General features: G+C 58.9%; 21 protein-coding genes and 1 pseudogene. 11 read left to right on the forward strand and 11 right to left on the reverse strand.

Going from position 1 to position 26,472, the window contains the following annotated elements:
• Position 1 precedes the first annotated feature (1 nt).
• On the reverse strand, positions 2-997 hold the full coding sequence (cra, locus tag AC1RPZ_RS08430; protein ID WP_493136565.1) for a catabolite repressor/activator: 996 nt from the start codon (positions 995-997) through the stop codon (positions 2-4).
• A gap of 308 nt (positions 998-1,305) precedes the next feature.
• On the opposite strand from cra, the gene ptsP reads away from it, so the two are divergent.
• The 3 genes from ptsP to AC1RPZ_RS08445 are packed head-to-tail and all read left to right on the forward strand — an operon-like array spanning position 1,306 to position 6,859.
• A complete protein-coding gene (gene ptsP, locus AC1RPZ_RS08435; protein WP_493136567.1) occupies positions 1,306-4,167 on the forward strand; it encodes a phosphoenolpyruvate--protein phosphotransferase in 2,862 nt (953 codons plus the stop codon).
• On the forward strand, positions 4,167-5,108 hold the full coding sequence (pfkB, locus tag AC1RPZ_RS08440; protein WP_493136568.1) for a 1-phosphofructokinase: 942 nt from the start codon (positions 4,167-4,169) through the stop codon (positions 5,106-5,108). Before ptsP ends, pfkB begins: the two co-directional genes overlap by 1 nt.
• An 11-nt stretch (positions 5,109-5,119) precedes the next feature.
• On the forward strand, positions 5,120-6,859 hold the full coding sequence (locus tag AC1RPZ_RS08445) for a PTS fructose-like transporter subunit IIB (RefSeq protein ID WP_493136570.1): 1,740 nt from the start codon (positions 5,120-5,122) through the stop codon (positions 6,857-6,859).
• A 114-nt stretch (positions 6,860-6,973) separates the two neighbouring features.
• On the opposite strand, the gene AC1RPZ_RS08450 is transcribed toward AC1RPZ_RS08445, so the two are convergent.
• Both AC1RPZ_RS08450 and AC1RPZ_RS08455 read right to left on the reverse strand, forming a co-directional pair.
• Positions 6,974-9,505 (reverse strand): PepSY domain-containing protein, encoded by a 2,532-nt coding sequence (locus AC1RPZ_RS08450; protein WP_493136571.1) that lies wholly within the window; start codon positions 9,503-9,505, stop codon positions 6,974-6,976.
• Positions 9,506-9,637: 132 nt separating this feature from the next.
• Positions 9,638-11,962 (reverse strand): TonB-dependent receptor, encoded by a 2,325-nt coding sequence (locus tag AC1RPZ_RS08455; protein ID WP_493136573.1) that lies wholly within the window; start codon positions 11,960-11,962, stop codon positions 9,638-9,640.
• 207 nt (positions 11,963-12,169) lie between these two features.
• Here AC1RPZ_RS08455 and AC1RPZ_RS08460 point away from each other — a divergent pair, with 207 nt between their 5' ends.
• Together AC1RPZ_RS08460 and AC1RPZ_RS08465 are read left to right on the forward strand one after the other, a co-directional pair.
• The gene (locus AC1RPZ_RS08460) at positions 12,170-12,850 is read left to right on the forward strand and encodes a Fe2+-dependent dioxygenase (protein ID WP_493136575.1); all 681 of its coding nucleotides are present in this window, start codon (positions 12,170-12,172) and stop codon (positions 12,848-12,850) included.
• Between the two features lie 2 nt (positions 12,851-12,852).
• Complete coding sequence (locus tag AC1RPZ_RS08465; RefSeq protein WP_493136576.1) at positions 12,853-13,605, forward strand: tetratricopeptide repeat protein; 753 nt, start codon at positions 12,853-12,855, stop codon at positions 13,603-13,605.
• A gap of 67 nt (positions 13,606-13,672) precedes the next feature.
• On the opposite strand, the gene AC1RPZ_RS08470 is transcribed toward AC1RPZ_RS08465, so the two are convergent.
• Entirely contained in the window at positions 13,673-14,836 is a 1,164-nt protein-coding gene (locus AC1RPZ_RS08470) for a type III PLP-dependent enzyme (protein ID WP_493136578.1), read from the reverse strand.
• Positions 14,837-15,307: 471 nt separating this feature from the next.
• Between AC1RPZ_RS08470 and AC1RPZ_RS08475 the strand changes: the two genes are divergently transcribed.
• Positions 15,308-16,891 (forward strand): peptide chain release factor 3, encoded by a 1,584-nt coding sequence (locus tag AC1RPZ_RS08475; RefSeq protein WP_493136580.1) that lies wholly within the window; start codon positions 15,308-15,310, stop codon positions 16,889-16,891.
• 102 nt (positions 16,892-16,993) lie between these two features.
• On the opposite strand, the gene AC1RPZ_RS08480 is transcribed toward AC1RPZ_RS08475, so the two are convergent.
• Both AC1RPZ_RS08480 and AC1RPZ_RS08485 read right to left on the reverse strand, forming a co-directional pair.
• On the reverse strand, positions 16,994-17,359 hold the full coding sequence (locus tag AC1RPZ_RS08480) for a nuclear transport factor 2 family protein (protein ID WP_493136582.1): 366 nt from the start codon (positions 17,357-17,359) through the stop codon (positions 16,994-16,996).
• Positions 17,360-17,409: 50 nt separating this feature from the next.
• Positions 17,410-18,063, reverse strand: coding sequence for an HD domain-containing protein (locus tag AC1RPZ_RS08485; RefSeq protein ID WP_493136584.1), 654 nt, complete (start codon positions 18,061-18,063; stop codon positions 17,410-17,412).
• A gap of 301 nt (positions 18,064-18,364) precedes the next feature.
• Between AC1RPZ_RS08485 and AC1RPZ_RS08490 the strand changes: the two genes are divergently transcribed.
• Positions 18,365-18,589: a hypothetical protein gene (locus tag AC1RPZ_RS08490; protein ID WP_493136585.1), complete on the forward strand. Its 225-nt coding sequence runs from the start codon at positions 18,365-18,367 to the stop codon at positions 18,587-18,589.
• 122 nt (positions 18,590-18,711) lie between these two features.
• Here AC1RPZ_RS08490 and AC1RPZ_RS08495 read toward each other — a convergent pair.
• A pseudogene (locus AC1RPZ_RS08495) lies at positions 18,712-18,822 on the reverse strand (dipeptide ABC transporter ATP-binding protein); the annotation flags it as partial.
• A 509-nt stretch (positions 18,823-19,331) separates the two neighbouring features.
• Here AC1RPZ_RS08495 and AC1RPZ_RS08500 point away from each other — a divergent pair.
• Genes AC1RPZ_RS08500 through AC1RPZ_RS08515 form a run of 4 tightly spaced genes read left to right on the forward strand, consistent with a single transcriptional unit; the run spans position 19,332 to position 22,332 of the window.
• The gene (locus tag AC1RPZ_RS08500) at positions 19,332-20,333 is read left to right on the forward strand and encodes an ABC transporter ATP-binding protein (protein ID WP_493136587.1); all 1,002 of its coding nucleotides are present in this window, start codon (positions 19,332-19,334) and stop codon (positions 20,331-20,333) included.
• Positions 20,330-21,121 carry an ABC transporter permease gene (locus tag AC1RPZ_RS08505; protein WP_493136589.1) on the forward strand — a complete coding sequence of 264 codons (792 nt, stop codon included), beginning with the start codon at positions 20,330-20,332 and terminating at the stop codon, positions 21,119-21,121. The genes AC1RPZ_RS08500 and AC1RPZ_RS08505 overlap by 4 nt, the downstream gene beginning before the upstream one ends.
• A 29-nt stretch (positions 21,122-21,150) precedes the next feature.
• On the forward strand, positions 21,151-21,903 hold the full coding sequence (locus AC1RPZ_RS08510; RefSeq protein ID WP_493136591.1) for an ABC-2 family transporter protein: 753 nt from the start codon (positions 21,151-21,153) through the stop codon (positions 21,901-21,903).
• Between the two features lie 33 nt (positions 21,904-21,936).
• Positions 21,937-22,332 carry an AMP-binding protein gene (locus AC1RPZ_RS08515; protein ID WP_493136593.1) on the forward strand — a complete coding sequence of 132 codons (396 nt, stop codon included), beginning with the start codon at positions 21,937-21,939 and terminating at the stop codon, positions 22,330-22,332.
• Between the two features lie 197 nt (positions 22,333-22,529).
• Here the strand turns inward: AC1RPZ_RS08515 and AC1RPZ_RS08520 are convergent, their stop codons facing one another.
• The 4 genes from AC1RPZ_RS08520 to AC1RPZ_RS08535 are packed head-to-tail and all read right to left on the reverse strand — an operon-like array spanning position 22,530 to position 26,421.
• Positions 22,530-23,510 carry a peptide ABC transporter ATP-binding protein gene (locus AC1RPZ_RS08520; protein WP_493136595.1) on the reverse strand — a complete coding sequence of 327 codons (981 nt, stop codon included), beginning with the start codon at positions 23,508-23,510 and terminating at the stop codon, positions 22,530-22,532.
• On the reverse strand, positions 23,510-24,478 hold the full coding sequence (locus AC1RPZ_RS08525) for an ABC transporter ATP-binding protein (protein ID WP_071551842.1): 969 nt from the start codon (positions 24,476-24,478) through the stop codon (positions 23,510-23,512). The genes AC1RPZ_RS08520 and AC1RPZ_RS08525 overlap by 1 nt, the downstream gene beginning before the upstream one ends.
• Before the next feature lie 10 nt (positions 24,479-24,488).
• The gene (locus AC1RPZ_RS08530) at positions 24,489-25,400 is read right to left on the reverse strand and encodes an ABC transporter permease subunit (protein WP_493136597.1); all 912 of its coding nucleotides are present in this window, start codon (positions 25,398-25,400) and stop codon (positions 24,489-24,491) included.
• A 10-nt stretch (positions 25,401-25,410) separates the two neighbouring features.
• A complete protein-coding gene (locus AC1RPZ_RS08535) occupies positions 25,411-26,421 on the reverse strand; it encodes an ABC transporter permease subunit (RefSeq protein WP_493136599.1) in 1,011 nt (336 codons plus the stop codon).
• Positions 26,422-26,472 lie beyond the last annotated feature (51 nt).

Raw genomic sequence — 26,472 nt, forward strand, 5'->3', positions numbered from 1 at the left:
TTCAGTCCAGGAGAATACGCTGTTTGAAGGTCCGCGCGATGGCTTGCACGCCGGGTTGGTAATGGGCGTCTTCAATCGCCGCAAGCGCCAGTTGCAGGACTTTATCGGCGATCAGTTGATGCTGCTGGGCCATGGCGTTGACCGGCAGCGGCAGGAAGTCCAGCAACTGCGTGTCGCCAAAAGTGCCGAGGCGCAGCGGGCGGGTTTTCAGCGGGAAGTCATGCAAGGCATCGAACACGCCTTGAAGCAGCACGTAGGAAGTCGTCACCAGCGCATCCGGCAAGTGGCCGAGGCGTTGCAGCAGTTCTTCCATCAGTTGCCGACCGCAGTCACGGCTGAACGACTCACCGTGTTCGATCAGGACTTCACCTTTGAAATCGACCAGCGCCTGCCTGAAGCCAGCGGCACGCTCCTGGCTGATGCTCAGCTCGGGCCGCGCGCCGATCAGCGCAATCTGCTTGGGCTCCGGCTGCAACAGGCTACGGGTGAGGTTCAGGCTGGCTTCGCGATCATCGCTGATCACCGAGCAGAAATGCTCGGGCTCCATGACCCGGTCGATGGCAATGATCGGCAAGCCTTTGGCCTGCAACTGGCGATAACTGTCATCACCCGCCGGCAGGCAGCTGGCGACGATCAATGCATCACAACGCCGTGCGCGAAATAGCTGGAGCAATTGCCGCTCGCTGTCCGGTGCATCGTCGGAGCTGGCGATCAGTAACTGATAGCCACGCGCCCGGGCACCCTGTTCGAGGAGCTTGGCGATCCGCGCGTAACTGGGGTTTTCCAGGTCCGGCAGAATGAAGCCCAAGGTGCGGGTGTGCCGACTGCGCAACCCGGCCGCTTGAGGATTAGGCGTAAAGCCATGTTGCTCGACCACTGCGCGCACGCGCTCGACGGTGGCGTTGCTGATGCGCTGCTGTTCGGCCTTGCCATTGATGACATAGCTGGCGGTGGTGACAGACACACCGGCCAACTGGGCGATATCACTGAGTTTCAACCCGGGATTTCCTTGTTTTTTTCGAGCTTGCCCCGACATTTTGTCCAATCCTACCCGATTAAGGCCGACGACCCATGTCGCAACGCATCCGACAAGTTGGACTTCAAGGTTGAGAGATTATCGAGTAACGTGCCAACTCATCTAGATTAAACGTTTCAGCAAGCGTATTTTCTTCGCTATTGGCTCTTTTTGCCGGTTCTGCCGCGAAACCGACAAAGGATGCTCTGAAAAAGAGTGCTCTGATTAAGGCCTAAACTGATTCAATCAAAACAATACCTGGTGCGATCCCGCGCCAAAAAGGAGAAAGCATGCTCGAGCTCACCATAGAGCAGATATCCATGGGCCAGTCGGCTGTGGATAAAGCCGCCGCATTGCGTTTGTTGGCCGACCAACTGGTCACCGATGGCCTGGTGGCCGAGGGTTACCTTAGCGGGTTGCAGGCGCGTGAAGCCCAGGGCTCGACCTTTCTCGGTCAAGGCATTGCCATCCCCCACGGAACCCCTGATACCCGCGATCTGGTGCACACCACCGGCGTGCGCTTGCTGCAGTTTCCCGACGGGGTGGACTGGGGCGACGGCCACATCGTGTATCTGGCGATCGGTATCGCGGCGAAATCCGACGAGCATTTGCGCCTGTTGCAATTGCTGACTCGCGCCCTCGGCGAAACCGATCTCGGCCAGGCCTTGCGCCGCGCCAGCAGCGCTGAGGCCTTGTTGAAACTGCTGCAAGGCGCGCCGCAAGAGCTGGCGCTGGATGCGCAGATGATCGGTCTGGGTGTCTCTGCCGACGATTTTGAAGAGCTGGTCTGGCGTGGCGCGCGGTTGTTGCGTCAGGCCGACTGCGTGAGCAACGGTTTTTCTGCGGTATTGCAGCAGGTTGAAGCGTTGCCGTTGGGCGATGGTCTGTGGTGGCTGCACAGCGAACAAACGGTCAAACGCCCGGGCCTGGCCTTCGTCACCCCGGACAAACCGATTCGTTACCTCGGCCAGCCGCTGAGCGGGTTGTTCTGTCTGGCCAGCCTCGGTGAGGCGCATCAGGCCTTGCTCGAACGCCTTTGCGCCTTGCTGATTGAAGGTCGCGGCCACGAACTGGGTCGCGCCACCAGTCGGCGTGCAGTGCTGGAAGTGCTCGGCGGCGAGTTGCCAGCCGATTGGCCGAGCGCCCGCATAGCCCTGGCGAATGCTCACGGCTTGCACGCGCGGCCGGCGAAGATCCTCGCGCAACTGGCGAAAAGTTTTGAAGGTGAGATCCGCGTCAGGATCGTCGACGGTCAGGACAGCGCGGTGTCGGTGAAGAGCTTGAGCAAACTGCTCAGCCTCGGCGCCCGCCGTGGGCAGGTGCTGGAGTTGATCGCCGAGCCGAGCATCGCCGCCGATGCGTTGCCGGCGCTATTGGCGGCTATCGAAGAAGGCCTGGGTGAAGAAATCGAACCGTTGCCGACGACGAGCGCACAGAGCGAGGTCATCGACGAAATCGCCGCCGTTCTGGTGGCTCCAGCCTCGGGCAGTGTGATTCAGGCCATCGCCGCCGCACCGGGGATTGCCATTGGCCCTGCGCATATTCACGTGCTGCAACCGATCGATTACCCGTTGCGTGGCGAGTCCACGGCCATCGAACGCGAGCGTTTGAAAACCGCCCTGGCCGATGTCCGTCGCGACATCGAAGGGTTGATCCAGCGCAGCAAAGCCAAGGCCATCCGCGAGATATTCATCACCCACCAGGAAATGCTCGACGACCCGGAACTGACCGACGAAGTCGACACACGCCTCAAGCAGGGCGAAAGCGCCGAAGCGGCGTGGATGGCGGTGATCGACGCGGCGGCCAGGCAACAGGAATCCTTGCACGATGCCTTGCTCGCCGAACGTGCGGCGGACTTGCGTGATATCGGTCGGCGGGTGCTGGCGCAACTGTGCGGCATCGAGACTCCGAGCGAGCCGGATCAACCGTACATTCTGGTGATGGATGAAGTCGGTCCATCGGACGTCGCACGTCTTGATCCGACCCGGGTGGCCGGCATTCTTACCGCGCGCGGTGGCGCTACGGCTCACAGCGCCATCGTCGCTCGGGCCCTGGGCATTCCGGCGCTGGTCGGTGCTGGCGCGGCGGTGTTGCTGCTGGCGCCGGGCACGCCGTTGCTGCTCGATGGTCAACGCGGTCGGCTGCATGTCGACGCCGATGCTACGACGTTGCAGCGTGCCGCCGAAGAGCGTGACAACCGCGAACAACGTCTGCAAGCCGCAGCGGCCCAGCGTCACCAACCGGCATTGACCCTTGACGGCCACGCGGTCGAAGTGTTCGCCAACATTGGCGAAAGTGCAGGCGTAATCAGCGCGGTGGAGCAGGGCGCTGAAGGCATCGGTCTGCTGCGCACCGAACTGATTTTCATGGCCCATTCGCAAGCGCCGGACGAAGCTACTCAAGAAGTCGAATACCGTCGGGTGCTCGATGGCCTGGCCGGGCGGCCGCTGGTAGTGCGGACCCTGGACGTTGGCGGTGACAAGCCGTTGCCGTATTGGCCGATTGCCAAGGAAGAGAACCCTTTCCTCGGCGTACGGGGTATTCGCCTGACCTTGCAACGTCCGCAGATCATGGAAGCGCAATTGCGTGCCTTGCTGCGCGCCGCCGACAACCGTCCGTTGCGGATCATGTTCCCGATGGTCGGCAGCGTTGATGAATGGCGTCAGGCGCGGGACATGACCGAGCGCCTGCGTCTGGAAATTCCGGTGGCCGACCTGCAACTGGGGATCATGATCGAAGTGCCGTCGGCGGCCTTGCTCGCGCCGGTCCTGGCCAAAGAAGTCGACTTCTTCAGCGTCGGCACCAATGACCTGACTCAATACACCCTGGCCATCGACCGCGGTCACCCGACCCTGTCGGCCCAGGCCGATGGCTTGCATCCGGCGGTGTTGCAACTGATCGACATCACCGTGCGTGCCGCCCATGCCCATGGCAAATGGGTCGGCGTGTGTGGCGAACTGGCGGCGGACCCGTTGGCCGTGCCGGTGTTGGTTGGCTTGGGTGTGGACGAATTGAGCGTCTCGGCGCGCAGCATCGGCGAGGTCAAGGCACGGGTCCGTGAGCTGAGTCTTGCGCAGGTAAAACATCTGGCCCAGCAGGCTCTGGCCGTGGGCAGCGCGAATGAAGTGCGCGCATTAGTGGAGGCTTTGTAATGGCCAAAATCCTGACGCTTACCCTCAATCCGGCGCTGGACCTCACCGTTCAGTTACCGCGTCTGGAACCGGGGCAGGTCAATCGCAGCGATGCCATGCACACCCACGCCGCAGGCAAAGGTGTGAACGTGGCACAGGTTCTTGCCGATCTCGGGCATCAGCTGACCGTCAGCGGCTTTCTCGGTGAGGACAATCTTCAGGCGTTCGAAGCGTTATTCGCCCGCCGTGGTTTTGTCGATGCGTTTATTCGCGTGCCGGGGGAAACCCGCAGCAACATCAAACTGGCGGAAGCGGACGGGCGCATCACCGACCTCAACGGTCCGGGGCCGCTGGTCAATGAGGTCGCGCAGCAGGCGTTGCTCGATCGTCTGGATCAGATCGCTATCGGCCATGATGCGGTGGTGGTCGCCGGCAGTTTGCCGCGAGGCGTCAGTGCGCATTGGTTGCAGGCACTGTTGCTGCGCCTCAAGTCCAAGGGTTTGAAAGTCGCCCTGGACACCAGCGGCGAAGCCTTGCGCGCCGGTCTGGCGGCTGGCCCGTGGCTGATCAAACCCAACACCGAAGAGCTGGCCGATGCGCTGGACTGCGAGGTGGTTTCGGTGACCGCACAAGCCTCAGCGGCGAACCGCTTGCACGCTCAAGGTATCGAACACGTGGTGATTTCCCACGGTGCCGACGGTGTGAACTGGTTCAGTGTGGGTTCGGCGATGCACGCCACGCCACCCAGAGTCAGCGTTGCCAGCACGGTGGGCGCAGGCGATTCGTTGCTGGCGGGCATGCTCCACGGTTTGCTCAGTGCCGATACGCCTGAGCAGACCTTGCGCACCGCCACGGCGATTGCCGCCATGGCGGTCACCCAGATCGGTTTCGGTATCGGCGACGCCGCGCAACTGGCGCAGCTCGAACAGGGCGTGCGCGTGCGCCTCCTGACAGAACAATAAGAGGGTTGGTCATGAAGTTAGCCATTATTACTGCCTGCCCGAATGGCATGGTCACTAGCGTGCTGTGCGCCCGTTTGCTGGATGCCGCAGCGCAGCGTCAGGGCTGGAGCACCAGTGTCGAAGTGCACGACGTCGCGCACCCGGAACGCCAGTTGTCCGCTGCGACACTGGAGGCCGCCGAGTGGGTGTTGTTGGTCAGCACCGGGACGGTGGAAATGTCGCGGTTTGTCGGCAAACGGGTGTTCCAGAGCACGCCGTCCCAGGCCCTGCAAGACGTCGACGCGGTGCTGCGCCGTGGTGCTGAGGAAGCCCAAATCTATGTCGCGCCGCAGGCCGTTGCCGAGCCGGTTGCCGTCAGCAAAACTGCGCCGCGTCTGGTGGCGGTCACCGCCTGTCCGACCGGTGTGGCCCACACCTTTATGGCCGCCGAAGCCTTGCAGCAGGCGGCCAAACGTCTGGGTTACGACTTGCAGGTGGAAACCCAGGGCTCGGTCGGTGCGCGCAATCCGCTGAGCGCGCAAGCCATTGCGGATGCCGACGTGGTGCTGTTGGCGGCGGACATCGAAGTCGCCACCGAGCGTTTCGCCGGCAAGAAAATTTACCGCTGCGGCACCGGCATCGCCCTGAAGCAGGCCGAGGCCACGCTCAACAAAGCCTTGGCCGAAGGCACGCAAGAAACCGCGTCGACCGGCGCCAAAGGCCCGGCCAAACAAGAGAAAACCGGGGTCTACAAACACCTGCTGACGGGCGTCTCGTTCATGCTGCCGATGGTGGTGGCGGGCGGGTTGATGATTGCACTGTCGTTTGTCTTCGGCATCACTGCGTTCAAGGAACCGGGCACGCTGGCGGCGGCACTGATGCAGATCGGTGGCGATACCGCGTTCAAGTTGATGGTGCCGTTGCTGGCAGGATACATCGCCTACTCGATTGCTGACCGTCCGGGCCTGGCGCCGGGGATGATCGGCGGTCTGTTGGCGAGTACCCTGGGCGCCGGTTTTATCGGCGGGATCATTGCCGGTTTCATCGCCGGTTACGCGGCGCAGGCGATCAATCGTTATGCGCGCCTTCCGCAAAGTCTGGAAGCGCTGAAGCCGATCCTGATCATCCCGTTGCTGGCGAGTCTGTTCACCGGTCTGGTGATGATCTACGTGGTAGGCAAACCGGTCGCCGGATTGCTGGCAGGCCTGACTCATTTCCTCGACAGCATGGGCACCACTAACGCGATTCTGCTCGGGGTATTGCTCGGCGGCATGATGTGCGTCGACCTCGGCGGGCCGATCAACAAGGCCGCTTATGCATTCTCGGTGGGGTTGTTGGCATCGCAAAGTTATGCACCGATGGCCGCGACCATGGCCGCCGGGATGGTGCCGCCGATTGGCCTGGGCATTGCCACGTTCATCGCCCGTCGCAAGTTTGCCCAGACCGAACGCGAAGCCGGTAAAGCGGCGTTGGTGTTGGGGCTGTGCTTTATCTCCGAAGGGGCGATTCCGTTCGCTGCCAAGGACCCGTTGCGGGTGATTCCGGCGAGCATCGCCGGTGGTGCACTGGCCGGTGCGCTGTCGATGTATTTTGGCTGCAAACTGATGGCGCCTCACGGTGGGCTGTTCGTGATGCTGATCCCGAATGCGATCAACCATGCGCTGCTCTACCTGCTGGCGATTGTCGCCGGGAGCCTGCTGACGGCGGTGGTCTACGCAGTGGTCAAACGCCCGGAAGTCACCGAGTTGGCATTGGAGCCCGCCAACGCGTGACATCTAACCCTGTGGAAGCGAGCTTGCTCGCGATAGTGGTCGGACAGACAACATCAATGTTGAATGTTGAACCGTCATCGCGAGCAAGCTCGCTCCCACATTGGGTTTGTGTTGTCAGTAGACGTCGCGGCGATAGCGCCCTTGCTCGATCAACTGCTCGACTTCATCGGCACCGAGCACCTCGTTGAGCACCTGATCTACACCTGTCGCCATCCCTGTCAGGCTGCCGCAGATGTAGATCGATGCACCGTCCGCCAGCCATTTCTTCAGCTCGATGGCTCGGTGGCGCAGGCGATCCTGAACGTAGATCTTCTCGGCCTGATCCCGCGAAAATGCCAGGTCCATTCGCTCCAGATCACCCTCGATCAACCATCCCTCAAGCTCATCGCGACAGAGGAAGTCGTGCTCGCGATTACGTTCGCCGAACAGCAGCCAGTTGCGTGTCTGACCTTCGGCAATCCGTGCCTTGAGCAAGCTGCGCAGACCTGCCAGCCCGGTGCCGTTGCCCAGCAAAATCATTGGCACGGGCGTGGCCGGCAGATGGAAGCCGCTGTTGCGCCGCACTCGCAGACTGATAGCAGAACCCAATGGCGCGTGTTCGGTCAGCCAGCCGGAGCCGATGCCCAGGCTGCCATCGGCATGACATTCCTGACGCACCAGCAGTTCGAGCACGCCGTCGGCGGCAATCGAGGCGATCGAGTATTCGCGCATGGCTAATGGCACCAGCGCATCGACCAGCGCCTGAGCGTGCAAGCCGACCAGGTGCACGCGATTCTCGGGTAGCTGACGGCTGGCCAAGGCGTGTTCAAGGGGTTCCTGCAAGCCATCGAGTTGCACCCGCGTGTCACCCGCGACGCCCAGCCCTTCAAGGAACTGTTCAATCGCTCCCCGGCAGTTGCGCGGCAGCACTTCAACCAGGTCGCCGGCCAGCCAACTGCTGGTGTCGGGCGCCGTCAGGCCCAGCCGGTAAACGTCGGCGCCGCTGCTGTCGGGGTTGAGCCGTTCACGCTGGCTCAAGGTCCAGTTGCTGTAGCTGGGGGCTTTCCAGGTATCGACGGGCGGCTGCCCGGTCAGTTGACCGAGCTGCTGCTGCCAATGACGCAGGGCGTAAGGGTCGCCACCGTCGACTTCGACCGGGGCGAACAACGTGGTGCCACCGTGTTCCGACAGCCAGCTGTGCAAGCGTTTGGCGAAGCCGCAGAAGTGTTGATACTGCCGATCACCGAGGCCAAGCACGGCGTAGTTCAGGCTCGAAAGGCTCAGCGCCCGCCCCAGCACCTGGCGCTCGAAACCCCGAGCGCTGTCCGGTGCTTCGCCGTCACCAAAGGTACTGACTACGAACAGCGCGTTGCTCGACTCACACAGATCCTGCTCGCTGACAGCCGCCAATGGCTGCACCTTCACCGGCACCCCCGCGGCCTGCAATTGGCTGGCGGTCTGCCAGGCCAACTGTTCGGCAAAACCGCTCTGGCTGGCAAAACCGATCAACCATGCCGGTGCATCGCTGGTGGTTTGCAGCAGGTCTTTGCGGGCGTTTTTGATCTGACGTTTCTTGCGTCGACGGTCCAGGTACAACAACCAGCCGGTGATGAAGAACAACGGCATGGTCAGTGAGGCCAGTGTCAGCACAACTCGCCCGACGAGGCCGAAATAACTGCCGACGTGCAGCGCGTAAATACTGGTCAACAGTTGCGCCTTGAAGCACTTGTCGCCGTAGCGATCATGACGGCTGATAACGCCGGTGGCCGGGTCGAGGGTGATCTGGTTCAGCGCCCGGTCGTGGGGCGAGTTTTTCAACAGATAGAACACAGTCGCCGGTTGTCCGGCCACCGGTGGCATGCGCACATTGTAGGCGCTCAGGCCTGGACCGGCGGCGCTGTAGATGCTGCTCCAGATCGCGTTGTAATCGGCGGTCGGCGCGGGGCCGACGGGTGGCGGGGTACCACGACCCTGTCTGACGCGCTCGTTTTGCGGCGCGTCGGACAGCAGTTTGCTCAGACCCTGGTTGTACCATTCATAGGACCAGGACAGCCCGGTCAGCGCTGCCAGCAAATAGGCCAGCAAGCACCAGGTGCCCGCGACGGAGTGCAGGTCCCAGTTGAAGCTGCGACCTTTTTTCGCCCAGTCGAGGGTCAGCCAGGCACGCCAGCTCGCCACCTGACGCGGCCAGCGCAGGTAGAGTCCGGACAGGCAGAAGAAAATCAGAATCAGTGTGCAGGCACCGGTGATTTGCCGGCCGGTGTCGCCCATCGCCAGAAAACGGTGAAGTTGCAGCATCAGGCCAAAGAAGCCCTGGCCGACGGCGTCACCCATGTAGTCACCGGTATATGGATTGACGTAGCGCATCTGGCCACGGCGCTCGCCCGGTGGCGGGGTGAAGAACACGCGCGCAGCAAAGCCGCTCTCGGTTTCGACCCAGAGCATCGCGACTTTCTTGCCCTCACTGGCTTCGACCCTGGCCACCAGATCGGCCGGCGGCAGCACGCCGGCGACCTGCTTCTCAACCTGCAGGACCTGCGGGTTCAGCGCCCGCAGGATCTCATCCTGAAACGACACTGCCGCACCGGTCATGCCCATCAAGGCCAGCACCAGACCCGCGCTGATGCCGAAGAACCAATGCAGCTGGAACAGGGTTTTCTTCAACACGTCGACCGCCTTGTTCGTTTAAAAATGTTTTTCACGGCGCGCATTATGCCGTGAGTTGTCGAGAAGCATTCCTTTTTACACATAAAAGCCCCGCTCATCAGAATGGGCGGGGCTTGGCACTTCACGCTTGGATCAGAAGTGGAAGTTGGTGCTCAGCAATGCCGTACGGCCCGGCGCCTGGCTGGCGAAGTGGGTCGCGAAGGCTTTGTCGTAGTAGGTCTCGTCGGTCAGGTTCTGCAGGTTCAGTTGCAGATCGACGTTTTTGCTCAACTTGTAGCTGGCCATGGCGTCGTAACGAATGTAGGAATCGACCAGGGTGGTGTTGGCCACGCTGCCAAACACGTCATCGACGTAGAACGCGCCACCACCCAGAGTCAGCTTCGGCGTGACGTTGTACGTCGTCCACAGGCTGGCGCTGTTTTTCGGGGTGTTAGGCAGTTGGTTGCCATCGGTGGCGTGGTTCAGCGGGCCGCCATCGACTTGCTCACTGTCCATGTAGGCGTAGCCGGCGAAGACTTGCCATTTGTCGGTGATCTTGCCGCTGGCCGACAATTCGATCCCTTGAACGCGGGTTTTGCCGGCGTTTTCGAAGGAAGTGGTATCGACTTGAACGCGTGCGTTCTCTTTCTCGGTACGGAACAGGGCGGCGGTCAACGACAGGCGATCGTTGAGCAGGTCCCACTTGGTGCCGACTTCGTAGTTTTTGGTGGTTTCCGGCTCCATGTCGCTGCTCAGCAGGTTGCCGTTGCGGTCCGTGGTCCCCGACAGCGGGTTGCCGTCCATGCCTTCGCCCAGGGTGTTACCCGGTGGTGTGGCCGAGGTTGCGTAAGAGGCGTAGATGCTGCCGTTTTCAGCCGGTTTGTAAACGACGCCCAACTGACCGGTGACGAACTCGCTGGTGTCAGCGCCTTTGGCAGTGGTAGCACCTGCGGCGGTGAAGGTCTTGAACTGGGTGTCGAAGTGGTCGTAACGCAGGCCCATGTTCACCAGCCATTGTGGTGACAGTTCCAGGGTGTCGAACACGTACAGGGCACGTGTGTTGGCGGTGGTGTCGGTGCCAGCGTAGTTGCGCGAAATCGCGCCGTTCCACGGATCGTTCGGGGTCGGGTTGGCCAGCGAGGTGCAGTTGTAGCCGCTGGACGCGCCGATCATCGACGGCGTGCAGTGGGTGCTCGATGTCGCGGGCGATCCCGGCGTGGTATCGGTGTTGACGTTGTACGAAGATTTTTCGCCTTCTTCACGGGAGAACTCGACACCGGTGGAGAAGCTGTTCTTGAAGCCGGCGATGTAGAAGTTGCCAAACAGATCGGTCTGGTTGGTGGTGGTCGCCACGTTGCTGACACGGGTGTTGGCACGACGCCAGACACTGCCGTTGTTCACGTTGCCTTTGCTGTCATCCGGCTGGGTCAGGATGTAATCCTGCATGCTGGTGCCATGGCGCAGGGTGTTCTTGATGGTCAGCGCGTCGGTCAGGTCGTGCTCGATGGCGAAGGTTGCGGTGTCGGTACGGGTCTTGCGGAAGTCGCGGTCGGTCAAGCCATAGAAGTTGCTGCTGTCGCCGCCAGCATCAGGTTTGTCCGGGTTGCTCTTGGTGCGGTCAGCGGTCTTGCCCGACGCCGGTACGCTGTACGGAATGCCTGAATCCGGCAGGTCGTTGCTTTGCAGATGGTAGTAGTCGAGGTTGACGCGGGTGTCGGTGCCCAGACCGAAGGCCAGCGACGGCGCGATGCCCCAGCGGTCGTAATCGACTTTGTCGCGGCCGGCGACGTTGCTTTCGTGGCTCAACAGGTTCAGGCGGCCAGCGGCGGTATCGCTGAACTGGTAGTTGCTGTCCAGGGTGTAGCGCTGGGTCTGGTCCGAGCCCCAGGTGAAGCCGCCATTGAACGAGTCGCCCAGATGCGCCTTTTTGCTCACCAGGTTGATGCTGCCACCGGCTGCGCCACGCCCGCCAATCGCGGAGTTCGGGCCTTTGCTGACTTCGATCGACTCAACGGCAAAGATTTCACGGCTCTGGGAGCCGGTGTCACGCATGCCGTCGAGGTAGGTGTCGCCTTGGGCGTCGAAACCACGGATGAACGGGCGGTCGCCCTGTGGGTTGCCGCCTTCACCGGCACCGAAAGTGATGCCTGGAACAGTGCGCAGAGCATCCTGCATGTTGAGGGCGCCAGTGTCCTTGAGGACCTGTTGTGGAATCACGGTGACCGAACGCGGGGTATCGACCAGCGGCGCGGTGTACTTGGGCGAAGAGGCTTTTTCGACCTGGTAGGAGGTTGAGTCCCGGGCTTCACCGGTGACGCTGGTGGCATCCAGGGAAATCGCATTGCGCGGCGTTTTTTCGTCGGTATTTTCTGCGGCGAAAGCCATGTGACCGGCAGAGCTGGCGGTGATCGCTACACCGATTGCAGAAGCGAGCAGGCGTGGTGTGCTGACCGGTGTTTGTTGTGGCTGGCGTGACATTGTGAGTTCCCCTCCCCAAGGATTTGAGGCGACGGAATATAGGGTAAATACGTATTTGTATCAATTGCGAAATATTGCTAATTGCATCGAGCTTACGTTCTTTACAGTTTTTCCTTACGTTTTTTGCTGACTCGTCCGTCATGCCGATTTTACATAGCCAATAAGAATCAATATCATTGGCATTCCTTTGCCCTCAGGTATCGCCCCATGCTGCTGCATATTCCCGGCCTATTCTCCCGTGAAGAGGTGCAGCGCATTCGCGAGGCTCTGGAGCAGGCTGACTGGGCGGATGGCAAGATCACCGCCGGTTATCAGTCGGCCAAGGCCAAGCACAACCTGCAACTGCCGGAAGGCCACCCGCTGGCGCAGGAAATCGGCGCGGCAATGCTCGAGCGGTTGTGGAAGCATCCGCGATTCATGTCAGCGGCGTTACCGCACAAAGTCTTCCCGCCGCTGCTCAACTGCTACACCGCAGGCGGCAGTTTCGACTTTCATATCGACAATGCCGTGCGCCAACCCAAGGGCAGCATCGAGCGCGTTCGCACTGATCTCTCATCCACGCTGTTCTTCAGCGACCCGGACGAGTACGACGGTGGCGAGCTGGAAATCCAGGACACCTTCGGCACTCAACGGGTGAAATTGCCGGCCGGCGATCTGGTGCTCTATCCGGGCACCAGCTTGCATAAGGTCAACACGGTCACTCGCGGTACGCGTTATGCGTCGTTCTTCTGGACCCAAAGCCTGGTTCGCGAAGACAGTCAGCGCGCCTTGCTGTTCGAGATGGACGAGGCGATCCAGCAGCTGACCCAGGACATGCCGGATCATCCGTCGCTGATCCGCCTGACCGGCACCTATCACAACCTGCTGCGCCGCTGGGTCGAGGTTTAACCGTGAGCTATCGACTGCGCCGCGAGGAAGTCCTCAACGGCGATCAACTCAGCGCCATGCTCGCCGAAAGCCCGGCCCGCGCAGCTCAGGCGATCCTGATCGCCGCCAAGGCCGGAATCCTCGACGGCCAGGCCTTGCTCGGGCAAATCCTGCTGGACGGGCAGGGCATCGAGCAGGATCAGCCACTGGCCGTGCGCTGGTTCGGGATCGCCGCCAACGGCGGGCACCTGATGGCGCGCAACATGCTCGGTCGCTGCCATGAACATGGTTGGGGTTGTGTGGCCAATGCCACGGTCGCTGCGGGGCATTATCGTCAGGCCGCTGAAGCCGGGCTGGATTGGGGGTTGTACAACTATGCCAATTTGCTCGCGACCGGTCGTGGCGTGGTCGAAGACCAGATGCAGGCGTTGGCCTGTTATCGCGGCGCGGCTGAAAGGGGCCACGCCAAGTCGATGAACCTGTTGGGGCGTTACCTAGAAGAGGGACGATTCTGCCCGGCGGATCCTCTAGCCGCAGTGGACTGGTATCGGCGTTCGGCCGAGGGTGGGGACTTTCGGGGGCAGTTCAGTTACGCGGCGGTGCTGGCCGATCAAGGGCAGATCGAGGCCGCGCTGGGCTGGCTGCGCGAGGCATTGGCCGGTGGAAATTTGAAATTCTTGAACGTGGCAGGCACGGCCCTGTTGAGTGCGCGCGATCCGCAGATACAGACATTGGCCACTGATTATCAGCGGCGGGCAGCTGAGTTGACGGGATGAGGTGCTGCTGATCGGAGACACAAAAGCCCATGACTGGTCATGGGCTTTTGCTTACAGCGATCTGCGTTTACACGTAAAACGACTTCAGTGGCGGGAAGCCGTTGAACTCAACGGCGCTGTAGCTGGTGGTGTACGCGCCGGTGGACAGCCAGTACAGGCGGTCACCGATGGCCAGGTTCAGCGGCAGGCCGTATTTGTAGTTTTCATACATGATGTCGGCGCTGTCGCAGGTTGGGCCGGCAATGACCACTTCTTCCATCTCACCTTTCTTCTCGGTCCAGATCGGGAACTTGATGGCTTCGTCCATGGTTTCGATCAGGCCGGAGAACTTGCCCACATCCGTGTACACCCAGCGCTCGACGGCGGTGCGGGATTTACGCGCAACCAAAACCACTTCGCTAACCAGGATGCCGGCGTTGGCGATCAGCGAACGGCCTGGCTCGAGGATGATTTCCGGCAGGTCGTCACCGAAGTCTTCCTTGAGGAAACGGATGATTTCTTCGGCGTAGGTTTCCAGGCTGTTGGTGCGGGTGATGTAGTTGGCCGGGAAGCCGCCGCCCATGTTGATCAGCTTGAGCTGGATGCCGTCTTCTTCTTTCAGGCGCTCGAAGATCACTTTGACCTTGGCGATCGCGGCATCCCAAACACTGATATCGCGCTGTTGCGAGCCGACGTGGAAGGAGATGCCGTAAGGCACCAGACCCAGTTCGCGGGCGAGGATCAGCAGGTCCATGGCCATGTCGGTCTGGCAGCCGAATTTGCGCGACAAAGGCCAGTCGGCCGTGGTCGAGCCTTCGGTGAGGATGCGCACATAGACTTTCGAGCCCGGTGCAGCCTTGGCGATGTTGCGCAGGTCGGCCTCGGAGTCGGAGGCATACAGACGCACGCCCTTCTCGTAGAAGTAGCGAATGTCCCTGGATTTCTTGATGGTGTTGCCGTAGCTGATGCGATCCGGGGATACGCCGCGGTCCAGCACCTTGTCCAGCTCGTAGATCGAGGCGATGTCGAAGCTCGAACCTTTCTCTTTCAGCAGGTCGATGATCTCGACGGCCGGGTTGGCCTTGACCGCGTAGTAAACCTTGGCAAATTCGAAACCGGCGCGCAGGTCATCGTAGGCCTGGGCAATCATCGCAGTGTCGATGACCACGAACGGGGTTTCTTGTTTGTCGGCGAAGGCCTTCATTTTCTGGAAGGTTTCACGCGCGAAATAGTCTTCGACGTTGATCGACATACTTGGGAGCTCCTACTGGCAAACAGAATAAATAAATGGGTGCAAATGAACGTCCTCCGTATCCCCACTTTGGTTCGCCTACTTCCCAAGGCATGTCGCCGAAAGCAAAAAGGTCAACCTGGCGCTGCGCCGCGGGTGACCTTGCTGTCTCGTCGTCAGTACTTGAGCCGGATGGATCGTTTCCAGCATGGACGTTCGGCGCGAACTTTAGGGCGTGAGAGCGTTGAGATCAACAAAAAATGTCGCGTTTTTGCACGCTTCCGTCGTGCGGTCCCGGTCAGTCACTTATGTAACCGACCCTGATGACAGGTTGATGTTCCCCGACCGGGGAGTTTGGAGGGGATTTGCACCGCTTTTGTGGCGAGGGCCAACGCAGGCTCGGCAGTTGCTACAGGGTGAACGGTGGTCCGTAGACCGCGTTTTGGGCTATACTCGCCGCCCTTTTTTGAATCACCTGCCAGGCGATTTCCCATGACCAAACAGGCCGCCGAAGTCGCGAAACGCCGCACTTTCGCCATTATTTCCCACCCCGATGCGGGTAAAACCACCATCACCGAGAAACTCTTGCTGATGGGCAAGGCGATTGCGATTGCCGGTACGGTGAAGTCTCGCAAATCCGACCGCCATGCCACCTCCGACTGGATGGAAATGGAAAAGCAGCGGGGTATTTCCATTACCACGTCGGTCATGCAGTTCCCTTATCGCGATCACATGATCAACCTGCTCGACACCCCGGGCCACGAAGACTTCTCCGAAGACACCTACCGCACCCTGACGGCGGTCGACTCGGCCTTGATGGTGCTCGACGGTGGTAAAGGCGTAGAGCCACGGACCATCGCCCTGATGGACGTTTGCCGTCTGCGTGACACGCCGATTGTCAGCTTCATCAACAAACTCGACCGTGACATTCGCGACCCGATCGAACTGCTCGACGAAATCGAAGCCGTCCTGAAGATCAAGGCTGCGCCGATCACCTGGCCGATCGGTTGCTACCGCGATTTCAAAGGCGTGTATCACCTCGCCGACGACTACATCATCGTCTACACCGCGGGCCACGGCCACGAGCGGACCGAGGTGAAAATCATCGAGAAGCTCGACTCCGATGAAGCCCGTGCCCATTTGGGTGACGAGTACGAGCGCTTCATCGAACAGCTGGAACTGGTGCAGGGCGCCTGCCATGAATTCAATCAACAGGAATTCCTCGACGGCCAACTGACCCCGGTGTTCTTCGGTACTGCACTGGGCAACTTCGGTGTCGATCACGTGCTCGACGCCGTGGTCAACTGGGCGCCGAAGCCGCTGGCGCGTGTTGCCAACGAGCGCACCGTCGAGCCGGTTGAAGAGAAATTCGCCGGCTTCGTGTTCAAGATTCAGGCAAACATGGATCCTAAACACCGCGACCGTATCGCCTTCATGCGTATCTGCTCTGGCAAGTACGAAAAAGGTATGAAGATGCGTCACGTGCGCACTGGCAAGGACGTACGGATCGGCGATGCGTTGACCTTCTTCTCCTCCGAGCGTGAGCAACTGGAAGAAGCGTTTGCCGGCGACATCATCGGTTTGCACAACCATGGCACCATCCAGATCGGCGACACCTTCACCGAAGGCGAAGTCCTGGGCTTCACCGGTATCCCGCACTTCGCCCCGGAACTGTTCCGCCGCGTACGCCTGCGTGATCCACTCAAGTCCAAGCAGCTTCGCCAGGGCCTGCAGCAACTGGCCGAAGAAGGCGCGACCCAGGTGTTCTTCCCCGAGCGCAGCAACGACATCATCCTCGGCGCCGTCGGTGTGCTGCAGTTCGATGTGGTCGCCAGCCGCCTGAAAGAGGAATACAAGGTCGAGTGCTCCTACGAGCCGATCACCGTCTATTCCGCCCGCTGGATCGATTGCAGCGATAAGAAGAAGCTCGAAGAGTTCAGCGTCAAGGCCGTGGAAAACCTTGCGGTCGACGGCGGTGGTCACCTGACCTACCTGGCCCCGACCCGGGTCAACCTGGCGCTGATGGAAGAGCGCTGGCCGGAGGTGAAATTCCGTGCGACGCGTGAGCATCACTAAGCGTTGAGTTGAAACACCGAAAACCCCGTTGCGAAAGCTGCGGGGTTTTTTGTGCCTGAAGTCATCAACTGCGCGGGTTTGGTACAGAAAGCGAGCTGGCATTCATCGCTGAGGGAGAAGTGTTCCCTGATGGAAAACCATCTGCCAATTCTCGCCCTGCCTACGCCAGATCGAACTGCGCAAGCTGTTGGCGGAGCAGCGCTGGCCAATAGCGGCAGTGTGACAGTGGTAGGTCACCAAGACGGTGTATTCAGACAGCTGTTTGGCAGTGAATTCGCTGATGGTGCGCTGGATGAACGCCTCATGAGGCAACTGCTCGACCATTTCAGACTTGGTCCAGATGCTGCCACTGGCGCCGAACTCGACGAAGTCGTCTGCGAGCAGGTGTGAGATTTCTTCTGCATCGTGTCGGGTTGCCTGCGACTGGAGGCGCTGTTCGAGTCTCAGTAGTGCCTGCGACAGTTCCATGGCAATGGCCTTTGTCTGAGTCGTTCGGTCTCATTTGAGCGTGCGGTGGATCAGCCAATGCCGATCTCTTCTTTGAACTGTTCCAGAAAACCTTTCACCCGCTCATGACGAATTTGTGCCAGACGCTGCCCCGTGGTGGTCTGGAAACCGTTTGCCAAGTGCAGCAGTTTGGTCTGGAAATGGTCAAGGCAAAAGCGTTTGTCGTCGTAGTCGCGTTCGATGGCTTCGGGGTCCTGCGGGTCGTACAGCGCGCGACCCAAGCGCCCGCCAACGTAGAACATGCGTGCGACTCCGACCATACCCAGAGCGTCGAGGCGGTCGGCATCCTGCATGATTTTCGCTTCCAGCGAGGTCGGGGCGATATTGGCGGAAAAGCTGTGGGCTTCGATGGCATGGGCGACGACGGCGATTTTTGTGCTGTGCCAGGCCATGTCCGCCAACACCCGTGATGCCTTCTGCGCCGCTAGCTGTGATGCCTGTGAGCGTAGCGGCGAGTTCTTTTCCACCGCCACGCAATCGTGCAACAACACCGCTGCCAGCAGCGCCTCAAGATCGCCACCTTCTTGCGCATGAAGCGAGCGGACGTTGCGCCACACCCTCTGTAGGTGCGACAGATCGTGAGCACCGTCCTCCGAGGGTTCCAGCGCATGAGGCAGCAACGTAGCGGCGAGTGATTGCATTGGTGAAAAAGTGGTGGTGATCATCATCTGTCCGTTGAAAACAATGGGGCCTGATGTGGGAGGTCCGCCCCCCAACATGTTGTTCGATCCTGCGGGGAATTAAAATGGCACGCACGAACGGAAACCTCTGACACGCTACGCGCTGGATCTTTTCGGCATAACCCTTATTCAAAACCAATCTCTACATCCACCGCATTCCGTCCCTTCGTTAGCGTCCTATCTGGTGAATCCCGTCTATCCAGACTAGATTTCAGACAGCGCTACGCTCGTTGGACATACGATCCGTAGCTACCCGTGATTCACAGACGAAAGGATGGAATCAGCTATGAGCATTTTTCAACGCGTGGTTTTACTGATCAAAGTGCTGGTGTTGCTGTCGGTGGGCACTTCGGCAGTGTGGGCGAGCAGCGGCGCGGTGCAGGACCAGGGTTTTTGGGCAGCAAACAGTGTGCAGGGCAGTGGTTTGATGGTCGCCACTGGTGATCAGGGTGACAGTAAAAGCGATGAGGACCCGTCCTCCGACGATTCCGAAGACGATACCCAAGGTTAAGGATTCTTAAGGATTCAGACAAAAGAAAACCCCTCCTGTCGGACTGATGCGCAGTCCTGAAGGAGGGGTTTGGTCAACACGTTTCAAAAAGCGCCCTGAGAGGGCGCTTTCTCATGCCCGGCTTATACGACGAACTGCTCGGCGTAATGGCAGGCCACCTGGCGGCTGTCGAGCTGGCGCAGGGCCGGCTCTTCTTTGCTGAAGCGCTCGGTGGCGTAGGGGACGGAGCGATTAACTAATCAACCACGCGCCCTGATAAACGACAGCTTTTGCTCATTGGGAAAGCCCAAACCAGTTGCGAATAAGGTTTTTCTGTAAGCTTTTTTTCCTTGGTTCGTGGCTTGACTCTCTTTTTGAGTTACTGGGGCTTTTACACTCGACAATAGAATCTTAGACGATTAGTGTCAGAAAATATTTCGTTGTAACTGGCGTGTATTGAGTACTTTGGATATGTGTAAGCAAGCGGCCATATCGCTATGGGGGGGCGTAATTTCGTCTTCTAGTCTGCGGATCTGCGGAGTAGCTTCACTAGGCCACTACTGTATTCAGTGATCATGAGGATACTCAGCAATACCAATGTGTGGTCAGTGGGGTGGGGTGGAAAGTTTCATACGTTTATTAACGCTTCTTGACGCCAGAGACGGGGGCGTGATACTTAAGTTAACGTTGAGACGATATGCGCGATGGATAGCTCATTTTCTTCAAGGTGAAATAAGCAATGGACTGTATAAGTGTAAGAAATTTGTCAAAGACTTATCGGATCAAAGAGCGCTCAGAGGGGGCGCTTGGTTGGCTGAAAAACCTTGTTTCTCCTGCTTCCTTTGAAAAGACTGCCGTTGACGATATTTCATTTACTGTCAATCAAGGTGAGGTTGTAGGTTTCCTCGGCCCCAATGGTGCGGGCAAAACAACAACACTGAAAATGCTCTCGGGTTTGCTCTATCCAACGGCGGGCCAAGTATCAGTGTTGGGCTATACGCCACAGCTGCGAAATAAAGAATTTCTGAAATCAATCTCCCTGATTATGGGGCAGCGTCAGCAATTGATTTGGGATTTGCCCGCGATGGAAACCTTTCGGCTGAACCAGAAGATATTTGAAATTCCTGACGAGCAGTTCAAGCAGATCTACGGTTATTTGGATGAACTGTTGCAAGTGTCTAAACTGGCCAAGGCGCCGGTGCGCACCCTTTCTCTTGGCGAGAAAATGAAGTGCGAACTAGTTGCCTCGTTGCTTCATGAGCCAAAAGTTCTATTTCTGGATGAGCCAACTATCGGACTTGATGTCGGGGTTCAGAAAATAGTCCGGTCTTTCATTCGGGACTACAGTCGCGAGCGAAATGTAAGCGTGCTTTTGACATCGCATTACATGCAGGATATCGAAGCTTTATGTGAGCGAGTCATTGTTGTGTCGGACGGCAGGATTTCGTTAGATGACACCCTGGAGTCATTGCGCAAACGTATGTCCAATCACCGCATCGTCACGGTGGAATTGTCCGAGGCCGTAATGGCTGCGACACTTGGCAAGTATGGGCTGGTCCGCTCCGGCGACGGCTTTGTGCATGAGCTTATGGTGGCTGCGTCGGATGTGGTTTCCGTTTGCTCGCGGGTATTGGCGGAGCAGTCGGTAATAGATATTTCCATCAGTGATCCGCCTATCGAAGAAGCCCTGCTGAAGCTGTTCATGGCCTCACAGGCAGAGGCCGCCGCGCGGGTTGAGGGGGCGTCCGGGAAGTGCGTCGCATGAGCCAGCTTATAATGAAAGTCGCGGGCGTTGCCCGTACAGCCATTCGCCGTAAAGTTGCACATCGTGCGGAGTTGTTCGTACTGCTGCTGGCCTCTTTAGTACCACTTTTCATGATGGTCATCTGGATGGGGATTGCGAAGGATGCCGCGCTGGATGGTTTTACTCCAGCAAAGTTTGCGGCCTACTTTGCACTTGTTTTCCTGATCGGCGAAATCGTTTCAAGTACCGCCGCTGAAGAGGTCGAGAGCGATATTCACTCGGGTGATATAGGAAGTCTTCTTTTAAAACCATTCAATACTGGTCTTTACTATTTTTTGAATGAGCTGGCCTCAGCACTTGTCAGGGTGATACCGATCTTTTTCCTGGTGGCGGGGGTGTTCGTTTTTTCTCAAGCAGGTGCCTATTTGAATATGGCTTACCTGTTTCCTGCGCTGCTGGGAATTGTCCTGGGTTTTGCCATTAACTATTTACTCTATTTTATTGGTGGGCTGGCGGCGTTCTGGTCGGATCAGGCAAGTGCGTTCGATTTGGTATTGACTTATATGCTCACGTTGTTTGGTGGGGTTCTGGCGCCGTTGTCACTTTATCCCGGGTGGATGCAATCAATTCTTGAGTGGTCACCGTTTCCCTACATCATTAACTTTCCTATTCGAATCATCATGGGGGAGTTGAGTCCTGAGCAGTTGATGAACGGACTGTTGTTTCAGGTTGCTCTGGTAGTGGCTCTGTCTTTACTGACCCGTTTAATTTGGACTCGGGGTGTCAAGCGCTACTCGGTGTTCGGTTAATAAAGACGGTAAGCGCTGTTAGAGCGCTCTTGTCAGCAAGATTGCAAGCAAACCTGAAAGACCGGGTGCCGGTATTTGTAAGCCTGTTGAATACAGCTCTTCTGGCTTTGTCCGTCTATGTAGTGATCGAGATATTTTTTGGTAATGTCGAAAAAATCGGTGGTTGGAACAAGGAGCAGTCAATTGTTCTGTACGGTGCGTTCATTCTGATTCGCTCTTTTGTACAAATGGTTGTCTTGCCAAACTGTGAGGCTGCTTCACGGTTAATTATCAGCAAATCCATCGATACATACTTATCAAAACCGATTGATATTCAGACCATTTTGGCTTTCGGACAGTTGCGTCTTTGGCATATTTTCGGCGTGGTGCTGGGATTAGGGCTGATGTTGGGTGGGAGTTATGCACAGGGGCATCTGACTGCAAAGACGCTGGGGGCTTTTTTCATTTTCATAATGCTGGCATGTGCATTGGTTTATGCGGTCTGGTTCAGCATTGCGAGCCTGGCATTCTGGACCAAGAAGACCAGTAACATTTCTCATCTGTTGTTCATGTTCCTGACCACAGGCCGGTTTCCATCCGGTGCTTACCCGGAGTGGATCCAGGTAGTGATCATGACGGTGGTGCCTGTCTTTTTCATCATGGAAGTGCCCGCGCAATCCGCGATGGGAATGACGACAGGCTGGTCCTTGCTTGGTGCGTTATTGGCGACTCTCGGTTTCGTATTGTTGTCTCGATTACTTTGGCATTTGGGGGTCAAAAAATACCTTCGGGAAGGATCCTGAAAGAAAAAGCCGCTGAAATTTAAACCATAAGAAATGGATGATATGGAAAATTTTCTGGATTTATTCACCGATCAAGTTCGGCGGTTTCAGCACGCCACCGCAGCGTCAGATGGCCGTGACAGCCTGAGCTATCGCGACCTCGATGAGATCTCTGACAGCTTTGCCCACATGCTCAGCGCTGCCTCGGTTGCGCGGGGTGATATCGTAGCCATTGGCTTGGAGCGTGGTCTGGGCTTTCTGGTATCGATGATTGGACTCTTCAAGGTAGGGGCCGCCTATCTGCCACTCGATCGCGATCTTCCACGGGACCGGCGCGCTTACATGCTGGAGCAGTGCGGTTGTAAGTGGTTGATCGCCGAGGACGACACCCAGTCACTGTTCGATGGTGTTGGTTTGTTGTGTAGTAGTGAAACGCCGCACGACAGCTAGTATGGCCCGTGTCGCCGGTACTTCCGAATTGATGCTGTCAGCGTCTCTCTGTCTGGTGACAGGAAGAGCGATGCACTGAAAAAAGAAACCCCTCTACCCGACTGATGCGCAATCGAAGTAGAAGGGGTTTGGTCAACGCTTTAACTCTGTGTGCAACACAATCCCTGTGGGAGTGAGCAAGCCCTCTCCCACATTTTTTATGCTGCGCCGTCGACGAATTGCTCGGCGTAATGGCAGGCCACCTGGCGGCTGTCGAGCTGGCGCAGGGCCGGCTCTTCTTTGCTGCACAGTTCGGTGGCGTACGGGCAGCGCTTGTGGAAAGCGCAGCCGGACGGCGGGTTCAGCGGGTTTGGCAGTTCGCCGACGATCTTGATTTTCGGCTTGGTCGGGTCCGGGTGGATCGTCGGTGTGGCCGACAGCAGGGCCTGGGTGTACGGGTGCAGAGGACGGGTGTAGATGTCTTCTTTCGGGCCCATTTCCACCGGACGGCCGAGGTACATCACCAACACCTGATCGGCGACGTGACGCACCACTGCCAGGTTGTGGGAGATGAACACGTAGGCGGTGTTGAACTCTTGTTGAAGGTCCATGAACAGGTTGAGCACCTGAGCCTGGATCGACACGTCCAGCGCCGAGGTCGGTTCGTCCGCGACCAGCACTTTGGGTTGCAGCATCATGGCGCGCGCCAGCGCAATCCGCTGGCGCTGACCACCCGAGAACATGTGTGGATAACGCTGATAGTGCTCAGGACGCAAGCCAACCTGCTTCATCATCGCCTGGACTTTTTCACGGCGTTCAGCTGCGGAAAGCTTGGTGTTGATCAATAGTGGCTCTGCAAGCTGATCGCCGATTTTCTGCCGTGGGTTCAACGAGGCGTAAGGGCTCTGAAACACCATCTGCACGTCTTTGCGCAGCTGTTTGCGTTCGGCCTTGTTGGCACCGGTCACTTCTTGCCCGGCGATTTTCAACGAGCCGGAAGACGGCTCCTCGATCAGCGTCAGGGCGCGGGCCAGGGTCGATTTTCCGCAGCCGGATTCGCCTACAACAGCGAGGGTCTTGCCGGCTTCGAGTTCGAACGACACGCCGTTGAGTGCGCGTACCAGCGCGGTGCCTTTGAACAGGCCGCGGGAGACTTCGTAGTGACGGGTCAGGTCACGGGCGGTGAGAACGACGGCCATTACGCCACCTCCTGATTCAAAGGATAGAAGCAGCGGGCGAGGCTGTTGCTTTTCGGGTCCAGGCCTGGACGTTGTTGACGGCAGCTGTCCTGCACGTACGGGCAGCGCGGCGACAGCAGGCAGCCTTGCGGACGGTCATAACGGCCGGGAACGATGCCCGGCAGCGTGGCCAGACGCGAGGAGCCCAGGCTGTGTTCGGGAATGGCCTTGAGCAGCGCTTCGCTGTACGGGTGCGCCGGAATGTCGAACAACTGCGGCACCTGACCGACTTCTACCGCCTGGCCGGCGTACATCACGCACACGCGCTGAGCGGTTTCGGCCACCACGGCGAGGTCGTGGGTGATCAGCACCAGGCCCATGTTCTGCTCTTTTTGCAGCGCCAGCAGCAGGTCCATGATCTGCGCCTGGATCGTCACGTCCAGCGCGGTGGTCGGTTCGTCGGCGATCAGCAGTTTCGGTTCGCCGGCAATCGCCATGGCAATCGCCACACGTTGGCTCATACCGCCGGACAGTTGGTGCGGGTAGGCATCCATACGGCTCGCGGCGCCCGGGATTTCGACTTTTTCCAGCAACTCGATGGCGCGCTTGCGGGCGGCCTTGCTGGACATTTTCAGGTGCAGACGCAGCACTTCTTCGATCTGGAAACCGACGGTGTAGCTCGGGTTCAGTGCGGTCATCGGGTCCTGGAAGACCATGGCCAGGTCTTTGCCGACGATTTGCCGACGCTGACGGTTGCTGAGCTTGAGCATGTTCTTGCCGTCGAAATTCAGGGCGTCGGCGGTGACGATCCCCGGATGTTCGATCAGGCCCATCAGCGCCATCATGGTCACGGACTTGCCGGACCCCGACTCGCCAACGATGGCCAGGACCTCACCCTTGTCCACGGAAATGTCGAGGCCATCGACCACCGGAACGGCGTTCTTGTCGCCGAAGCGAACGTTGAGATTCTTGATTTCTAACAGTGACATTTGAATCTCCTCAGGCGGCGTTCTTGAGTTTCGGGTCCAGCGCATCGCGCAGGCCGTCGCCCATCAAGTTGATTGCCAGCACGCTGAGCAAAATGGTCAAACCCGGCAGGCTGACGACCCACCAGGCGCGTTCGATGTAGTCGCGAGCCGAAGCCAGCATGGTGCCCCACTCAGGGGTTGGCGGTTGTACGCCAAGGCCGAGGAAGCCCAGTGCCGCGGCATCGAGAATCGCCGAGGAGAAACTCAGGGTCGCCTGAACGATCAGCGGCGCCATGCAGTTCGGTAGCACGGTGATGAACATCAGACGTGGCAGACCGGCACCGGCCAGGCGCGCGGCGGTCACGTAGTCGCGGTTCAGTTCGCCCATCACCGCAGCGCGGGTCAGACGAACATAGGACGGCAGGGACACGATAGCGATGGCGATCACGGTGTTGATCAGGCCAGGGCCGAGGATGGCGACGATCGCCACAGCCAGCAGCAAGGACGGCAGGGCCAGCATGATGTCCATCAGACGCATGATGGTCGGGCCAAGCAGGCGCGGGAAGAATCCGGCGAACAGCCCCAGCAGGATCCCTGGAATCAGCGACATGACCACCGACGACAAGCCGATCATCAAGGACAGGCGCGAACCATGGATCAGGCGCGACAGCAGGTCACGACCCAGTTCATCGGTGCCGAGCAGGTACTGCATCTGCCCATTTGCCAGCCAGGCTGGCGGGGTCAGCAGGAAGTCGCGGAACTGCTCGCTCGGGTTATGGGGAGCCACCCACGGGGCGAAGATCGCGCAAAAAATAACCAGCAGCATGAAGAACAGGCCGGCGACGGCGCCCTTGTTCTTGGAGAAGGCTTGCCAGAACTCTTTGTACGGGGATGGATAAAGCAGGCTTTGGTCGACTGCTACGGAGGTCGTTGGAGTACTCATGCGTAGGGTCTCAGCGCTGGTGACGGATGCGTGGGTTTGCGAAGCCATAAAGAATATCCACTACAAAGTTGACCAGAATCACCAGGCAGGCGATTAACAGAATTCCGTTTTGCACCACTGGGTAGTCCCGGGCGCCAATGGCTTCGATCAGCCATTTGCCGATACCGGGCCAGGAGAAGATGGTTTCGGTCAGAACCGCACCGGCCAGCAATGTGCCGACTTGCAGGCCGACCACGGTCAGTACCGGGATCAAGGCGTTGCGCAGGCCGTGAACGAACACCACGCGCGACGGCGACAGGCCTTTGGCCCGGGCGGTGCGGATGTAATCCTCACGCAGGACTTCGAGCATCGACGAACGGGTCATCCGGGCGATCACCGCCAAAGGAATGGTACCGAGCACGATGGCCGGAAGAATCAGGTGGTGCAGGGCGTCGAAGAACGCGCCGGTGTCATTGGCCAGCAGGGTGTCGATGAGCATGAAGCCGGTTCTTGGCTCGATGTCGTAAAGCAGGTCGATCCGCCCGGACACCGGGGTCAAGCCCAGGGAAACCGAGAAGAACATGATGAGGATCAGACCCCACCAGAAGATCGGCATCGAATACCCCGCAAGGGAGATGCCCATGACTCCATGGTCGAACAGCGATCCTCGCTTCAGCGCCGCGATCACCCCGGCCAACAGGCCGAGAACGCCGGCGAACAGCAGGGCCGCCGAGGACAGTTCCAGGGTTGCCGGGAACAGCGAGGTGAACTCGCTCCATACGCTTTCACGGGTCCGCAGGGATTCACCCAGGTCACCGTGGGCCAGTTTGCCGATGTAGTCCAGGTATTGGGCATACAGCGGTTTGTTCAGACCAAGGCGTTCCATTGCCTGAGCATGCATTTCGGGATCGACCCGACGTTCTCCCATCATGACTTCCACGGGGTCGCCGGGAATCATGCGAATCAACGCGAAAGTCAGCAAGGTGATGCCGAAGAACGTGGGGATCAATAATCCCAATCGGCGGGCAATAAAACTAAACATCTTCTGGTGTACCTCATCAGCCGGTTAGGCGTTCCCGGCAGCGTTGGGGTC

It is taken from the genome of Pseudomonas sp. GW822-FHT02D10 (assembly GCF_058802345.1).

Bases quoted from the DNA above. Each gene is read 5' to 3' on its own strand.
- AC1RPZ_RS08475 (WP_493136580.1), top strand. From the start codon at position 15,308: ATGACCAAACAGGCCGCCGAAGTCGCGAAACGCCGCACTTTCGCCATT.
- AC1RPZ_RS08525 (WP_071551842.1), bottom strand. From the start codon at position 24,478: ATGTCACTGTTAGAAATCAAGAATCTCAACGTTCGCTTCGGCGACAAG.
- AC1RPZ_RS08490 (WP_493136585.1), top strand. From the start codon at position 18,365: ATGAGCATTTTTCAACGCGTGGTTTTACTGATCAAAGTGCTGGTGTTG.
- AC1RPZ_RS08505 (WP_493136589.1), top strand. From the start codon at position 20,330: ATGAGCCAGCTTATAATGAAAGTCGCGGGCGTTGCCCGTACAGCCATT.
- AC1RPZ_RS08530 (WP_493136597.1), bottom strand. From the start codon at position 25,400: ATGAGTACTCCAACGACCTCCGTAGCAGTCGACCAAAGCCTGCTTTAT.
- AC1RPZ_RS08480 (WP_493136582.1), bottom strand. From the start codon at position 17,359: ATGGAACTGTCGCAGGCACTACTGAGACTCGAACAGCGCCTCCAGTCG.
- AC1RPZ_RS08470 (WP_493136578.1), bottom strand. From the start codon at position 14,836: ATGTCGATCAACGTCGAAGACTATTTCGCGCGTGAAACCTTCCAGAAA.
- AC1RPZ_RS08485 (WP_493136584.1), bottom strand. From the start codon at position 18,063: ATGATCACCACCACTTTTTCACCAATGCAATCACTCGCCGCTACGTTG.
- AC1RPZ_RS08535 (WP_493136599.1), bottom strand. From the start codon at position 26,421: ATGTTTAGTTTTATTGCCCGCCGATTGGGATTATTGATCCCCACGTTC.
- ptsP (WP_493136567.1), top strand. From the start codon at position 1,306: ATGCTCGAGCTCACCATAGAGCAGATATCCATGGGCCAGTCGGCTGTG.
- pfkB (WP_493136568.1), top strand. From the start codon at position 4,167: ATGGCCAAAATCCTGACGCTTACCCTCAATCCGGCGCTGGACCTCACC.
- AC1RPZ_RS08515 (WP_493136593.1), top strand. From the start codon at position 21,937: ATGGATGATATGGAAAATTTTCTGGATTTATTCACCGATCAAGTTCGG.
- AC1RPZ_RS08520 (WP_493136595.1), bottom strand. From the start codon at position 23,510: ATGGCCGTCGTTCTCACCGCCCGTGACCTGACCCGTCACTACGAAGTC.
- AC1RPZ_RS08445 (WP_493136570.1), top strand. From the start codon at position 5,120: ATGAAGTTAGCCATTATTACTGCCTGCCCGAATGGCATGGTCACTAGC.
- AC1RPZ_RS08460 (WP_493136575.1), top strand. From the start codon at position 12,170: ATGCTGCTGCATATTCCCGGCCTATTCTCCCGTGAAGAGGTGCAGCGC.
- AC1RPZ_RS08455 (WP_493136573.1), bottom strand. From the start codon at position 11,962: ATGTCACGCCAGCCACAACAAACACCGGTCAGCACACCACGCCTGCTC.